This is a genomic window from Patulibacter ginsengiterrae, from assembly GCF_056269115.1.
Window position 1 is genome coordinate 20638 of the sequence record NZ_JBWDOG010000008.1, and the last position, 14734, is coordinate 35371.

6 protein-coding genes and 1 tRNA gene are annotated in these 14734 nt (G+C 73.1%); 3 read left to right on the forward strand and 4 right to left on the reverse strand.

Translation table 11 applies throughout. The annotated features are described in order from the left end of the window. Positions 1-22: 22 nt before the first annotated feature. Entirely contained in the window at positions 23-3316 is a 3294-nt protein-coding gene (locus ACVUH9_RS12530; RefSeq protein ID WP_475757373.1) for a hypothetical protein, read from the reverse strand. 86 nt (positions 3317-3402) lie between these two features. Beyond that, positions 3403-4740, reverse strand: coding sequence for a TIM44-like domain-containing protein (locus ACVUH9_RS12535; protein ID WP_475757375.1), 1338 nt, complete (start codon positions 4738-4740; stop codon positions 3403-3405). Positions 4741-4910: 170 nt separating this feature from the next. Between ACVUH9_RS12535 and ACVUH9_RS12540 the strand changes: the two genes are divergently transcribed. Together ACVUH9_RS12540 and ACVUH9_RS12545 are read left to right on the forward strand one after the other, a co-directional pair. Next, a tRNA-Met gene (locus tag ACVUH9_RS12540) sits at positions 4911-4984 on the forward strand. 238 nt (positions 4985-5222) lie between these two features. After that, positions 5223-7073, forward strand: coding sequence for a hypothetical protein (locus tag ACVUH9_RS12545; protein ID WP_475757377.1), 1851 nt, complete (start codon positions 5223-5225; stop codon positions 7071-7073). 56 nt (positions 7074-7129) lie between these two features. Here the strand turns inward: ACVUH9_RS12545 and ACVUH9_RS12550 are convergent, their stop codons facing one another. Both ACVUH9_RS12550 and ACVUH9_RS12555 read right to left on the reverse strand, forming a co-directional pair. Beyond that, complete coding sequence (locus ACVUH9_RS12550; RefSeq protein WP_475757379.1) at positions 7130-9106, reverse strand: M1 family metallopeptidase; 1977 nt, start codon at positions 9104-9106, stop codon at positions 7130-7132. A gap of 248 nt (positions 9107-9354) precedes the next feature. Next, positions 9355-11322: a M1 family metallopeptidase gene (locus tag ACVUH9_RS12555; RefSeq protein WP_475757381.1), complete on the reverse strand. Its 1968-nt coding sequence runs from the start codon at positions 11320-11322 to the stop codon at positions 9355-9357. A 408-nt stretch (positions 11323-11730) separates the two neighbouring features. On the opposite strand from ACVUH9_RS12555, the gene ACVUH9_RS12560 reads away from it, so the two are divergent. Next, the gene (locus tag ACVUH9_RS12560; protein ID WP_475757383.1) at positions 11731-14616 is read left to right on the forward strand and encodes an ATP-binding protein; all 2886 of its coding nucleotides are present in this window, start codon (positions 11731-11733) and stop codon (positions 14614-14616) included. The last annotated feature ends 118 nt before the right edge of the window (positions 14617-14734 follow it).

Genomic DNA, 14734 nt, shown 5'->3' on the forward strand with positions numbered 1-14734 from the left:
ACGGTGGGCGGGAGCGGGCGGTTCACAGGCCGATCCCCCGGAGACGGGAGCGCAGCACCGGCATCACGGACAGGTGTCGCGACGGATCGCCGGGCGTGGTGCCGAGCGCATGGACGATCAGCTTCGTCGCCGCGTCGAGCGTCGCCGGTCCTCCGCTGCGGGTGACGGCGGCGTGGACCACCATCATGTTCGCCGTGTCGACCGCGTAGACCAGGCGCCGTTCGTCGTCCGGGCCGGAGGCCTCCAGCGCCTGCCGGTAGGCGTTGAGCGCGGAGGCGAGATCGTCGGCCTGGGCGAGCGGATCGTCGTGGCGCTCGGCGCGGTCGCTGTAGGCGTCCCCGAGCAGGTTCATGGCCTGGGGCCAGAACCCGGACCGGTGGTCGCGGGGCCGCTCGACGATCTCGGTCTGGAGACGGATCAGCTCCTCGATCTCGTCGTCGGAGCGGTGCTCGAGCGCGAGCAGCGCGTTGGCGGTGCCGAAGACCGCGATCTCGCGCGCCTCCTCGTCGGTCGAGAGGAGGGCGGGGCGGCGCTGCTCGAGCGCCAGCCGCAGGTCCTGGTCCCGGAGCTCGCCGGACCGCCGTAGGGCGCGCTCGAAGTACGCGTTGCCGAGGATCAGCGCCGAGGTCTGCCGGTCGTGGGCCGAGGTCTCGCTCTCGTGCACGTCGATCAGTTCGACGAGCTGCAGGAGCTCTGCCAGCTCGGGGTCGCTCCGCTCGTCCATCTCGACGAGCACGTTGACCATGTCCTTGGCGAAGCCGACGAACGGTCCGTCCCCGGCGGGGACGGCAAGCACGGCCCGCCGGTAGTGGAAGAGCGCCGCGGCGGTGTCGTCGGTGCCGGCGTCCGGAACACGCCGGGCCCGCTCGCGGTGCGCCGAGCCGAGCTGGTTGGAGGCGATGCCCCACCGCATGCCCGGGAACGAGCGGCGCTCGAGGGCGGCGCCGCGGAGCACGATCAGCTCGTCGAGCTCGTCCTCGGACCGGTGCGGGAGAGCGGCCAGGGCCTCGGCGGCGTCGGTCGCGAACATCAGGTACCGCCGATCGTCGGAGTCGATGCTCTCGAGCGCCTGGCGGTAGCAGGCGAGGGCCTGCCGGAGGTCGCCCGTCGCCGCGTCTCCGTCGCGCCGGGCGGCACGCCCGCGGTAGGCGTCGCCGAGCAGGTTCAGCGACTTGGCCCACCCAGGGTCGGCGTTCTCGCGGCGCCGATCGACGATCTCGGTCTGGCAGGCGACCAGCTCGTCGACGTCGGCGTCGGTGGGCTCGGACAGCCGCCGGAGGGCGTCGGCCAGGCCGGCGAGCACCTGGAGGCGACGGCGGTCGTCGGACGCCGCCATCCGCAGCGCGTTCCGATAGTGCTCGATCTCGGCGAATCGGTCCTCCCGGCCCGGGTCGGGGCCGGCGTCGGGGGCCGCGTCGGTGTCCGCCTCCGGGTCGTGGCCGCGCCGCTTGGCGCGTTCGCCGTGCCCGTCGGCCAACAGGATCGAGGCCCCGAGCGGGTCGACCATCGCGCCGTCCGCGAGCGTCGCGAGCCGTTCGAGGAGGGTGTCGAGGTGCTCGGTCGAGACCTCCTCCAGCGCGTCCGACGCCTGCTCGGCGGCATCGGGGCCGAGACCGCCCGCCAGCTGGAGCACGGCGTCCGGGGTCAGGGTCGCGACGAGCTTGCCGTCGCTGCGGCTGAGGTGGAACGCACCGTCGAGGGTCGCGCTCCAGAGGCTGCGGAGCACGAGCTGCTGGTAGCCCGGCAGGTGCTCGTGGAGCCAGCGCAACGCCTCGGGGCCGTGGTTGGGGAGCTCCTGGAACGCGGCCAGCTCGGCCTCGGTGAGCTGGGCGGCGAGGACCTGGCCGACGAACAGGTGGCTGGCCGGGGAGCGGGCGAGGGCAAGCAGCCCGGTGCGGAGCGGAAAGCGCGTCCCCGGGAAGCTCAAGGTCGGAGCGACCAGCCCCGCTTGGCGGATCGCGTCGAAGCCGGCGTCCGTCCGCTGGGCCCAGTCACGGTTCTCGAGGACCGAGGCGAGCGCCTGCTCGTGCTCGTGGAAGGTGGGGCTGAACGGGTCCATCACGAGCACGGCGCACCAGTGCTCGACGACGCGGGAGGCGGCGTTCCCGTCTGGATCGGCCCACCGCGTGTCGTGGCCGAAGGCGGTGAACCCCCGCGCGACGGCCAGATGGGCGGACTCCTCCGACGCTCCGGGCACGTTGCCCGCCAGCAGCCAGCGCGCGAAGTCGGGGTGGAACAGCCGGACCCCCGGGGCACTCCGCTGGAGGAACGGCTCGCAGGTGCGGACGACGTCCTCGATCTGCGCGGGGCCGAGGCCGGTGATCCAGCGCAGCTCGGTGGCGGTCAGGTAGTCGTCGAAGGCGCAGGCGACCGCGGCCAGGATCGAGCGGGCCGCCGTCTCCCAGGCGTCGCCCAGGCGCCGCCGCATCTGGCGGACCCCGTCGCGGTAGAGCCCGTCGAGCCCGGACGCGAGCTCGATCGTCGCCGGCAGCGCGCCGTGCTCGTCGATCTCGGCGCGCAGCGTCCGGGCGTTCGTCGTCGCCCAGAGCCAGTTGTCGGCCGCACCGTCGAGGATCGTCCGGACCGCCCGTCGGTGCTCCGCGTCGGGGAGGTCGGCGAAGAGCCGTTCGAGGTGGCGCCGGAGGTCCTCGTCCGTGGCGGGGGCGTCACGGACGAGGTCGAAGCTCGTCGTCGCCCGCTCGTCGAAGCCGAGCGGCAGCTCGCGGCGGGACGCGCAGAGCAGGCGGAGCCCGGTTCCCTCGGCAGCGCGGAGGATCGCGCCCATCGTGGCGAGGAACTCGTCCGCGCCGTCGTCCTGGGCCTGGTCGAGCGCGTCGACGACGACCACCAGGCGGCGTGCGGCGGGGACGGCCCGGACCAGCCGTTCGGCGATCGGCAGGATCCCGCTCGCGGTCGCGAGCTGGAGCACAGCACCGATCGCGTTGCCCCCGCTCTGGATCTCGCCGACGTCGAGGTGGACGTCGAGCGAGACGCCCGGCGGGAGCGCGGCCTCCGGTCCTCGGGGCACCTGGATCCCGGCCTGCTCGAGGCCCTCGATCAGCGAGCCGAGCAGGGAGAGGCTGTCGAACGAGGCCGTGCTGCCCGGCTCGCGGACGATCGAGGTGACGATCGCCGCCGGTCGGTCGGCCACGACCTGGAGCAACGTGCTCGACTTGCCGGAGCCGGGATCCCCGCGGACGACCAGCATCGGCGGGCCGGTGGGGGCGTCGATCCAAGCCTCGATCCGCTGCCGCACCCACGAACGCGGGGCGAGCGCATCGCCGGGTTCGTGAGGTGGACGCCCGCTGCTGCTCAACGTCGGAGCAGCATACGGGACCTCGTCCGGGGCGACAACGGCGTATACAGGCGGGAGGGCGGTGCCCTTCCCGCCGCCCTCCGCGGCTAGCGCCGCTCGATCGCGCCGTCGCCGACCCGCGTCAGCCGCCAGGGCGTCTCGGCGTCGTCGGTCAGGCTGAGGGTCCAGTGGGCGGTGCGCTTGCTGCGCTGCTCGCGCGAGCCGGCGATCAGGGCCTGGGTGTCGCGGTTCTCGCGGTACCAGGCGCCGGCGTAGTGAACGGCGACGCTCATCGTGGGCGGGACGGCCTGGCCGTCGATCGCCTCGATCCGGACCTCGGAGACCTGCGGACCGCGGACCACCGTCCGCACGGAGTGGTCGGGCGAGCCCTCGTAGAGCAGCCGCTCGGTCGCCTCGGGGGTCGCGATCCGCTCGAGCGGGGCGTCGGGGCCGTCGATCGCGATCGTCCAGGCCTCGACCGCCTGGCGGGCGGCGATCTCGAGCACGTCGGGGCTGAAGCGATCGTCGACCAGCGAGAGGTCGAGGGCCGCGGCGCGGGCGTCGTCGTCGAACGAGGTCGAGGCCAGCGCGGCCGTGTCGCTGCCGGTCGCGTCGTCGGCGGCGAGGCCCGTACGGGCCTGCTCGGCCAGCCGCGGATCGTGCTCGGGTGCGGCGATGATCTGGCCGCTGAGGTGGTGGCGCCCCTCGGCCTCCTCCTCGATCGAGACCAGCACCCAACGGTCACCGCGCTTGGCGAGCGTCCAGTACTGCTGGACCACGAGCGACGGGCTGGTCCGCCCGTCGATGAAGCCCCGCTCGCCGTAGGCGTTCTCGACCCAGCTCTCCATGTTGGCGGTGATGAAGAGGACCACGCGGTCGTCGCTGTCGTCGGCGCGGTTGACGATCGAGACCAGGTCGACCTTCGGCTCGCCGATCACCCGTGCGTGGCTGGTGAGGCCCCGCGAGCGGAAGTCGTTCAGGCGCCGCTCCCATTCGCCGAACAGCTCGGGGCCGAGCATCCGCGAGAGCGCAGAGGTGTCCTGGTCGTTCCAGGCGTCCTGGACGGCGACGAACATCCCACGGCCGTTGGCGACGAGGGTGTCGGGATCGAAGGCCGCGTCGTCGTCGGTCGCCTCGATCGCGGCCCGGCGGACCGTCTCGTTGCGGGCAGCCGCCTCGCGCGAGGCCCGCTGGCGGCGGCTCCAGGCGTTGTAGCGGTTGATCAGGAACGGCAGGACCACCGCCGCGACGACCACCAGCAGGATCACCAGCAGGACGCCACCGCCGCCGCCGATCGGGAGGAAGTAGAAGCCGCCGCCCCCACCGGTCCGGCGTCCACCGCCGAAGCCGCCGCCGCTGCTCCCGCCCCCGAAGCGCGAGGAGCCGCGTCCGGCCAGCGCAAGCACGGGAGAGACGACATCGAGCGCAGCGAGGCGAAGGAGCACAGTCCATCAATCAGATCACACTGGGGCCGTGAATGGGCCGGGACCTGGCGTCTTGCCGCTCTTCGGGGCGGCGGTCGGCGAGGCGGCGGCTGACGGACCCGGGCGCCTACGCGCACGCGCCCGAGGCGGGACGGGAAAAATCGCCAGACGCGCTATCGTGCTTCCTACGCCGCGGGGTGGAGCAGTCAGGTAGCTCGTCGGGCTCATAATCCGAAGGTCGCAGGTTCGAATCCTGTCCCCGCTATTGAAACGAAGGGCCCGCATTTGCGGGCCCTTCGTCGTTTCCGGGGTCGGCGGCCCCGGATCTCGCTCCTCGATCGTGCGCTCCCAGATGGACGCTGGCGCGGTGGACCTGCTCGTCGTCGTGCGCGCCGACGCGCCAGCTTCGCGCTTGCACACTGTGGCGTATGTATGTAGCGTACGCGGACGTCAAATTCGGCGGGATTCCCCCGGCTCGTCGGCCGTCACGAAGGGCTACACGCATGCTCGTAACGACTCGGCAGCTCTCCGATCGTCCGCGCTCGGGGTGTTCCAGGACCAAGCAGGCCACCTTGATCGCGCTGGTCTCCGCCGGCCTGCTGGGGCTCCCGGCCGCAGCGAGCGGGGCGGGTACGGCATCGGTCGAGAGCGGAAAGCTGGTGTTCGTCGACGCTCCGGGTTCCGCGGCCCAGGTTCGGGTGGCTCGGGGCGCGACCCCGAGCCAGGTGATCCTGCGCAACAGCGCCGTTGGTGGCGTGAGCGAGGGCGCGGGATGCACCGCGGCGGCAGCCGGGAGCGAGGAACCGTTGCCGGGCACGTCGGCCCAGCGCCTGGTGTGCGAGGGCGTGACCTCGATCGAGATGCAGCTCGGCGACGAGAACGACGAGGTCGGGCGCTCCCCGTCACCCGGAAGCGCGGTTGACCTCTACCTGCGGATTGACGTCTACGGTGGGGCGGGCGAGGACCACCTGGTCGGCGGCATCTGGAACGAGTGGCTCTACGGCGAGGGGGGCGAGGACAGCCTGGCTGGAGGGGGCGGGGACGACACGCTCGACGGTGGGGACGACGACGATGATCTGGCCGGCGACGCCGGAGACGACGTGCTGCTCAGCGGGCCAGGCGATGACGCGCTGAACGGCGGTGCGGGCTACGACAACCTGGAATGGGGTGGCTCTCCGGTGGACAACGGCAGCGACCGCCTCGACGGTGGTGACGACATCGACTCCGTGAGTTACGGCGCGCGTGGTCTCGCTGACATCAAGATCTACCAGAACGGCTTTGCCGACGACGGCGCGATCAACGAATTCGACAACGTCGGTTCGGACGTCGAGGAGTTCTACACGGCGGGGGGCAACGACAGGATCGCTGGAACGGGCGTCCACAGCGACCTCGGCTACGTGATCAGGACCTACGGCGGGGACGACGTGATCACGGCCCCGGCCGGGAGAGGCTCGGTCTTCGCGGGCGCCGGCGACGACCGCGTCACCGGTGGGGGCAGCGACGATCGGATCTACGGCGAGGCCGGCGACGACACCCTCGACGGCGGCAGCGGCGACGACTGGGTGTACGGCGACTACGGGCACGACACGATCAGCGGGTCGGCCGGTCGGGACGAGCTCCACGGCGACGACGGCCGCGACGAGATCGACGGTGGTGATGGCATCGACACGGTCAACGGTGAGGCGGGAGCAGACATCCTCGACGGCGGTAGCGCCCCGGACTTCGTCTTCGGCGGCGCCGGTCCCGACGACCTCCGGATCCGCGACGAGGAGAACGACGCGGCAGACTGCGGGGCGGGCACGGACACGGTGATCGCGGACGTCCTCCCGCTCGACACGATCGACGCCGACTGCGAGTTGCAGACGCGCGGTTCCGGCATCGGGGCCCCGGGGCCCCAGGGGGATCCCGGACCGGCAGGCGCGCCGGGCAGCCCCGGTGCTCCGGGAGTTCAGGGCGCGCCGGGAGTTCAGGGCGCGCCGGGGGCTCAGGGTGAGACGGGCGCCCGAGGAGGCGACGGCGATCCCGGGGCCAGCGGAGTGCCCGGCCCGATCGGTCCTGTCGGTCCCCTCGGTCCCCTCGGTCCGGTCGGCCCCAACGGCCCCGGCGGCGCGGCCGGCGCCAAGGGCGAGCCGGGCCTCGACGGCTACACCGCCGTGGTGACGCTGCGGACCAGCGGCGCCAGGAAGCGGATCGCGTCGCTGCGGATCACGCGGAGCGGCAAGGCCGTGAAGCGGGCCAACGTGACGATCCGGGTCGGGGGCAGGACGTACCGCAAGAGGACGAACGCGAAGGGCGTCGTGTCCTTCAGGGTCGCCAAGCGCGGGACGGTGACGGTCACGAGCGTCAAGCCGTAGCGCTCGCCGTCCCTCGGACCCGCCACAGCGGCGAACCCGGGGGACGGCGCTGTGCGCTACCGGCGGGGCGCCTCCCGGTTGCCCCAGCCGATGCACCGGCACGAGCCCGGGGGCGTGTAGGTCGTGAAGTTCCCGTAGGTCATCTGCGGCCTGTTGCCCGCGCCCGGGTCGCCGGTGTAGGAGGTGTAGAGCCACTGCCGGAAGAACTCGTCCCAGCGAGCGGAGCGGTCGGGGGCGGTCGACGGGTCGGCCCGCTTGACCGCGGCGATGAACTCGGTGGTCGTGACGTTGCCGTCGGCGTGGTCCACCAGCCAGTCGTGGAGCAGGGCCTTGAACGTCGGCTCGCCGAGGATCTCGCGCAGGCTGGCCACCACCATCGAGCCGCGGGTGTACATCGCGTCGCCGTCGAAGATCTGGGCGGCGGTCGGCGGGTCGGCGGTCGGGGTGGTCCAGAAGCCGTCGTAGGAGCCGTTGTACTCGGCGTCGAGCACCTGTTTCGTGGTGTCCCCGTCGTTGAGCTGCTCCTCCAGCAGGTTGTCGGAGAAGGTCGCGAAGCCCTCGTTGAGCCAGATCTCCTTCCAGCGCTTGAGCGTCACCAGGTCGCCCCACCACATGTGGGCGTTCTCGTGAACCGACGACGCGCTCGAGACGTGCGGGGTCGTCTGCGCGGTCGGGTAGGTCGGCTTCGACTGGGTCTCGAGGATGTAGCCGAGCCCCGCGTCGACGCGCGGCATGATCCCGCCCGCGGTGCTGAACGGGTACGGCACGCCGTAGTAGGAGGCGAAGAAGTCGAGCGTCCGCGGGATGTCGGTGGTCGCGTAGTCGATGATCGCCTGGCGGTTGGTGAACGCGAGATCGACCCCGAGGTACAGCGGCTGCCGCGGATCCAGCAGGTTCGGCGCGAAGCTCCCGAACTTGGCGACCGAGACCGTGGCCAGGTACGGGGACATCGGCGACGGCTCGCGCCAGTGGTACTTCTGCCGGCCGGCGCCGGCCGCGGTCGTCGCGACCAGGTCGCCGTTGGACATCGCCGAGAACGGATCGTCGGTGGTGACCGCGATGTCGAAGGTGGCCTTGTCGTCGGGGATGTTGTTGACCGGGAACCAGCCCTGCGAGCCGATCGGCTCGCCGAGCGCCACCGCGCCGCGGGTCTCGCTGGTGATCCAGCCCTCGTAGGCGCCGTCCGGATCGACGACGACCTGCGGCGGACCGCCGTACTTGACGACGACCGAGATCCGCTTGCCGGCGAGGATCGGGGTTGCCGGCGTGACGATCAGCTTGCTGTGGTCGAGGTCGACCTCGTGCCGCGCGGGAACGCCGTCGACGGCGACCGAGGCGACGCTGAGCCCCTGGAAGTCGAAGCTGAGGTCCTTCAGGTTCTCGGTCGTGACGGCCGTGATCGTGGCCGTGCCCTTCAGGTACGGCGCGCCCGGCGGGGCCTTGTAGTCGAGGTCGAGGTCGTAGTGGAGGGCGTCGTAGCCGCCGTTGCCGATCGTCGGGAACAGCTCGTCGCCGAGGGTGCGGGCGCCGGAGACGTAGTCGGTGGGCGCGGGCTGCACGACCGGCGGCGCCAGCGGGGCGGGGGCCGGGGCGACCGGAGCGGGCGGCTTGGGCGTCGCCGGGCGCTTGGCGGCGAGCACGACGCGGCCGGAGGCCTTGCGGCAGGAGACGGTCCGCGAGCCGCGCTTGGTGCGGACGCAGGCCTGGAGCAGGAAGCCCTTGGCGAAGGGCTTCTCCTGCGCCTGCGGCTTGACCTTGACCGAGAACGAGACGGTCCGGCCCGGGCGCACGGTCTTGAGGTGCACGCCCTTGAGCGTGTAGACGGTCTTGGGGTTGGCCTTGGCGCGGAGATCGAGCGCGATCAGGGCCGGGCCGGGGCGGCCGCCGGTGTTCTTGACCTTGCCGCGGACGGTGAAGCCGGCGCCGGGGGCGAGCGACTTCGGTGGGCTGCTGAGCGAGGTCACGACCAGCTTGGCCGGTCGCGGGGCGGGCTTGGCGGCGGTCGCCGCGGATGCGGCGGCGAGCGAGATCACGCACGCGGCGCCGAGGGCGTACCGGAATCTCCGGTAGCGAGTGCTTGCCTGGGTCATGAGGCGGGGACCTTCCTCGTTGCCCCCGGACGTACACCGTCCGGAGATGGGGCAAGCAAGTATCTCGGCGCCGGCGGCGCCGCGCCAGGCCAGATCGTCCAGGGCCCCGTTCGGCGCCGTCCACGCGGCGCCGAGCGGGCCCGACCGGGAGGGCCGCCGCGGAGGCGGCGACCCTCGACCGAGCGGTCGACCTACGGGGTCGGGAGCGGGTAGCTCGCGAAGTTGGCGTAGGTCATCGTCGGCCGCTTGCGCAGCGCCGCGGTGGTCTGCGCCGGAACGTCGACGTACGACGTGTAGAGCCACTGGCGGAAGAACTCGTCCCAGCGGGCCGCGCGGTCAGGCTCGGTCGAGGGGTCGGCCTGCTTGACCGCGGCGATGAACTGCGGCGTCGTCACGTTGCCGTCGCGGTTGTCGACGAGCCAGTCGTGCAGCAGCTTCTTGAACGTCGTCTCGCCGAGGATCTCGCGGAGGCTGGCGACGACCATCGAGCCGCGGGTGTACATCGCGTTGTTGTTGAAGATGTCCCCGGCCCCGGGCGGGGCGGCCGTTGGCACCTCCCAGAACGTCGCGTAGCGCGAGCCGTCCAAGGTGCTGCCCGAGTACTGCCCGTCGAGCTTGGCCTTGGTCGTCTGGCCGCCGTTGAGCTGCTCGGTCAGGAGGTTGGCCGAGAAGGTCGCGAAGCCCTCGTTGAGCCAGATGTCCTTCCAGCGCTTGAGCGTGACGAGGTCGCCCCACCACATGTGGGCGTTCTCGTGGGTCGAGGAGCCGGTCGTCTGTCCGGCGTTCGGGTTGGTCGTCGGGTAGGTCGGCTTGGACTGCGTCTCGAGGATGTAGCCGAAGCCCTGGTCGACCCGCGGCACGATCGCGCCGGCGGTGCTGAAGGGGTACGGGACGTCGTAGTACGCGGCGTAGAAGTCGAGCGTCTTCGGGACGTTGATCGTCGCGTAGTCGATGATCGCCTGGTGGTTCGTCAGCGACTGGTCGACCGCGAGGTAGAGCGGCCGCTTCGGGTCCAGCAGGTTCGGCGTGACGGTGCCGAAGTTGGAGACGGAGACCGTCGCCAGGTACGGCGTCATCAGCGACGACTCGCGCCAGTGGTACTTCTTGCGACCCTCGCCGGCGGCGGTGGTCGAGATCAGGTCGCCGTTGGAGACCGCCGAGAACGGGTCGTCGGTGGTGACCGAGATGTCGAAGGTGGCCTTGTCGTCGGGGATGTTGTTGACCGGGAACCAGCCCTGTGAGCCGACCGGCTCACCGAGCGCCACGGCACCCCAGGTCTTGCTGGTGATCCAGCCCTCGAGGTCGCCGTCGGGGTCGACGACGATCTGCGGGACGCCGCCGTACTTGACGACGACGGTGATCTCCTTGTCGGCGAGGACCGGGGTCGCCGGGGTGATGATCAGCTTGTTGTCGTCGAGATCGCTCTCGTGCCGCGCCAGCTCGCCGTTGACGGTCACCGAGGCGACGTTGAGGCCCTGGAAGTCGAGGCTGAAGTCCTTCAGGTTCTCGGTCGTGACCGCGGTGATCGTGGCCGTGCCCTTGAGGAAGGGCTCGGCCGGCGGGGCCTTGTAGTCGAGGTCGAGGTCGTAGTGGAGGACGTCGTAGCCGCCGTTGCCGATCGTCGTGTACAGCTCGTCGCCGAGCGTGCGGGCGCCGGAGACGTACTCCACGGGGGTCGGCGGCGTGACCGGGGTCGTCGTCGTGGGCGTCGGTGCCACCGGCGCGACCGGCGGGGCCGGGGTCGTCGGCCGCTTCGCGGCGAGCACGACGCGGCCGCTGGCCTTGCGGCAGGAGACGACGCTCGAGCCGCGCTTGGTGCGAACGCAGGCCTGGAGCAGGAAGCCCTTGGCGAACGGCTTCTCCTGGGCCTGCGGCTTGACCTTGACCGAGAACGAGACGGTCCGGCCGGGCCGCACGGACTTCACGTGCGCGCCCTTGAGCGTGTAGACGGTCTTCGGGTTGGCCTTGGCCCGGAGGTCGAGGGCGATCAGGGCCGGCGCGGCGCGGCCGCCGGTGTTCTTGACCTTGCCGCGGACGGTGAAGCCGGCGCCGGGGGCGAGCGACTTCGGTGGGCTGCTGAGCGAGGTCACGACCAGCTTGGCCGGTCGGGGGGTGGGCTTGACCGCGGTGGCGGCCGGCGCGGACGCCAGCGAGACCACGCACGCTGCGCCGATGGCGTACCGGAATCTCCGGTACCGAGTGCTTCCCTGCGTCATGCGGCTGGGACCTTCCTCGTTGCTCCCGGACGCCTGTCGTCCGGGATTGGGGGTTGCTCAGTATCTCCACGAGGAGGGCGTTGCGCTAGGCCCGAACGTCCAGCGATCCCGCAGACCCAGTTCCACCGGGCGTTTGAGGACCAAAACGACTTGGGTCCGGACGTCCCTCGACCGCCTGTTGCGCCCCGGGTGGCGCGCGGGGCGGCACTTCGGGCGCGTGCCGGAGGTGTCGAGATCGGGGTCGGCGACCGGCGGCGGAGGCGCCGGACCGCGGCCACTTTCCGCACGGTGTTCGGATACTTGTCGAGTGTTGGCGGCGAATCGGGTCGCGGCGAGTAGCGTGGGGCAGCGATGCACGGCCCCATCGACTCGCGACGCGGCCCGTTCGGCGCGTCGGGTCTGCTCGAGCGCGGCGACGAGCTGGCGGCGATCGCGGCGTCGCTCGAGGATGCCGTCGACGGCGACGGGGCGCTGATCGTTGTCGAGGGACCGGCCGGGATCGGCAAGACCGAGCTGCTCGGGGCGGTTCGTCGCCGCGCGAGCACCGACGGCATGCTCGTGCTGAGCGCGCGCGGAGCCGAGCTGGAGCAGGAGCTGCCCTTCGGCGTCGTCGGCCAGCTGCTCCAACCGCACCTGCGCTCGCTCGACGCGGCGTCCCGCGCCCGCTTGCTGTCCGGTCATGCCGCCCGTGCGGGGCGGCTGCTCGGCGGCGCCCCGTCCGACGACCCGTTCGGCGACGACCCGCTGCCGGAGATGCTCCATGCGCTCCACTGGCTCTGCTCCGAGCTGGCGAGCGAGCGCCCGCTGCTGCTGGTCGTCGACGACGGCCACTGGGCCGACGCGGCCTCGCTCCGCTGGCTGCACTACCTCGCGGGGCGGATCACCGGCCTGCGGGCGGTCCTGCTCGTGGGGCTCCGGCCCGACGAGGGCGGGGACGCGGCCGCCCTGGCCCACGGGCTCGGGCGGGCGGTCGGGGCGCGGCGGGTCCCGCTGGCCTGCCTCAGCGTCGACGGGGTCGCGTCGGTCGTCCGCGGGCGCCTCGGCCGGGCGATCGCCGGCGACGTCTGCCGCGCCTGCCACGCCGCCACCCAGGGCAACCCGTTCCTGCTCTCGGAGCTGCTCGGCAGCCTCGAGCGGGAGCAGGGGCCGTGGACCGCCGACGGCGTCGCCTCGGCCCACGCGAGCGGCGTCTCGCGATCGGTCCTGGCCCGGGTCCGGCGGCTGCCGCCCGCGGCCGAGGCGATCACCCGGGCGCTGGCGGTGCTCGGGGACGGTCGCTCGATCGACCTGGTCGCGGAGCTCGCCGAGGTCGGGCCGGGTGGGGCCCGCCGGGCCGCCGCCGAGCTGGCGGCGGCCGGGATCCTCGCGCCCGAGCCCGGTCTCCGGTTCGTCCATCCGCTGGTCCGGGCGTCGATCGCGGCGGACCTCGCCCCGGGCGAGGCGGGGCACGTCCACGCTCGGGCCGCCCGGCTCCTGCACGCCCGGGGCGCCGAGCCCGACGTCGTCGCGGTCCACCTGCTCGCGGCCGATCCGGCGGGGGACCCGTGGGTCGTGCAGGTGCTCCGCCGCGCGGCGGCCCAGGCGGTCGCGACCGGTGCGGCGGAGAACGCGGTGACCCAGCTACGGCGCGCGCTCGCCGAGCCCCCGCCCGCCGATCAGCGGGCGGGCGTGCTGCTCGAGCTGGGGCGGGCGGCGGCCGCCCAGCTGGAGCCCCGCGCGGAGGAGCACCTGGCGGCCGCCCTCGACGCGGCGCCGACGACCCACGCGCTGGCGGTCGCCGCGCTCGACCTCGGCCGGACGCTGGTCCTGCGGGAACGTCCGGCGCCAGCGCTCGCCGCGCTCGACCGCGGGGCCGCCGCGGCACTCGAGTCCGGCGATCGCGAGCTCTGGCTGCGGATCGAGGCAGAGGCCCTGACGGCGGCCAACACCAGCCTCGAGCGGGCGCGGATCGCGCCGGAGCGGGCCGCGCGCCTGATCGCCGAGGTGATCGGGGGCGCGACCCTCGGCGAACGGCTGGTCCTGGCCGGGATCGCCTGGGACCGGGCGCTGGGCGTCTCCGGCACGGCCGGCGACGTGGCCGCGCTCGCCGAGCGGGCGCTCGCGGGCGGGGTGACGCTGACCGTCGAGACGGCCGACTCGCCGGCCACCGTCAGTGCCGCCGCGGCGCTGACGATGGCCGACCGGATGGAGGACGCCGAGCGCTACCTGAGCGAGGCGATCGAGGACGCCCGTCGGCGCCAGGCCGTCGGCGGCCTCGCGATGGCCTCCTGCTGGCGCTCGTGGGCGGCCTACCGGCGTGGTGACCTCGCACGCGCCGAGGAAGACGCGTTGCTCTCGATCCGGCTCGCCTCCCGCAGCGGACGTGGGCTCGGCAGTGCCGTCTCGCTGTCGGTGCTCGTGGAGTGCCTGGTGGCGCGCGGGGAGGCGGACGAGGGACGGGCAGCGCTGAACCAGTGGCTCGACCACGAGACGATGAGCGAGACGACGCTCTACGGCCCGCTGCTGGCGAGCCGGGCGCGGCTGCACGCGCTCGCAGGCGACCTCGCGGCCTCCCGCGCGGACTTCCGGGCCTGCGGCGAGCGCCACGAGGCGCTCGGGCTCCGCAACCCCGGCGCTGCCGCCTGGCGTGGCGGCCTGGCCCGGATCGAGCAGTTCGGCGGTCGCCCGGAGGAGGCCCAGCGGCTGGTGGGCGAGGAGCTGGCGATCGCCCGGGCCTTCGGGGCGCCACGGGGACTGGGGATCGCTCTCCGGACGGCCGGCGGCGTCGCGTCGGGGCCTGACGAACGGCGCCGGATGCTGAAGGAGGCGGTCGCCGTGCTGGGGCCGTCGGAGGCGCGGCTGGAGCACGCACGGGCGCTGCACGCGCTCGGGGTCGAGCTGACCGCGCAGGGCGATCCGGAGGCCGCGCGCCCGCTGCTGCGGGAGGCCCTCGACGGCACCGTCCGGTGCGGGGCGACCGCCTACGTGCAGGCGACCCGGGCCGCGCTGGTCGCGGCCGGGGGCCGGCCGCGACGACTGCTGGTCAGCGGGATCGGCGCGCTCACGCCGAGCGAGCTGCGGGTCGCCCGGCTGGCGGCGGAGGGGCGGAGCAACCGCGAGATCGCGGAGGCCGGGTTCCTCGCGCTCCGGACGGTCGAGCTGCACCTCACGCGCAGCTACCGGAAGCTGGGGATCGAGTCGCGCCGCGAGCTGGCGGGGCGGCTCGGCCCGGTGGGTGCCGGCGAGGTCTCGGCGTAGCGCGAGCCACGGTCTCCGGAGGGGCCCGGGCTCGGTCGGGGGACGTGACGATCCGGCACTAGGGTGGCACTGGCACCGGCGCGCCTGCCACCTAGGTTCGGGGTATGCGTTTCGTCTT

Excerpts from the sequence above, each read along its gene's own strand:
- ACVUH9_RS12545 (WP_475757377.1), top strand. The coding sequence starts at position 5,223 with ATGCTCGTAACGACTCGGCAGCTCTCCGATCGTCCGCGCTCGGGGTGT.
- ACVUH9_RS12560 (WP_475757383.1), top strand. The coding sequence starts at position 11,731 with ATGCACGGCCCCATCGACTCGCGACGCGGCCCGTTCGGCGCGTCGGGT.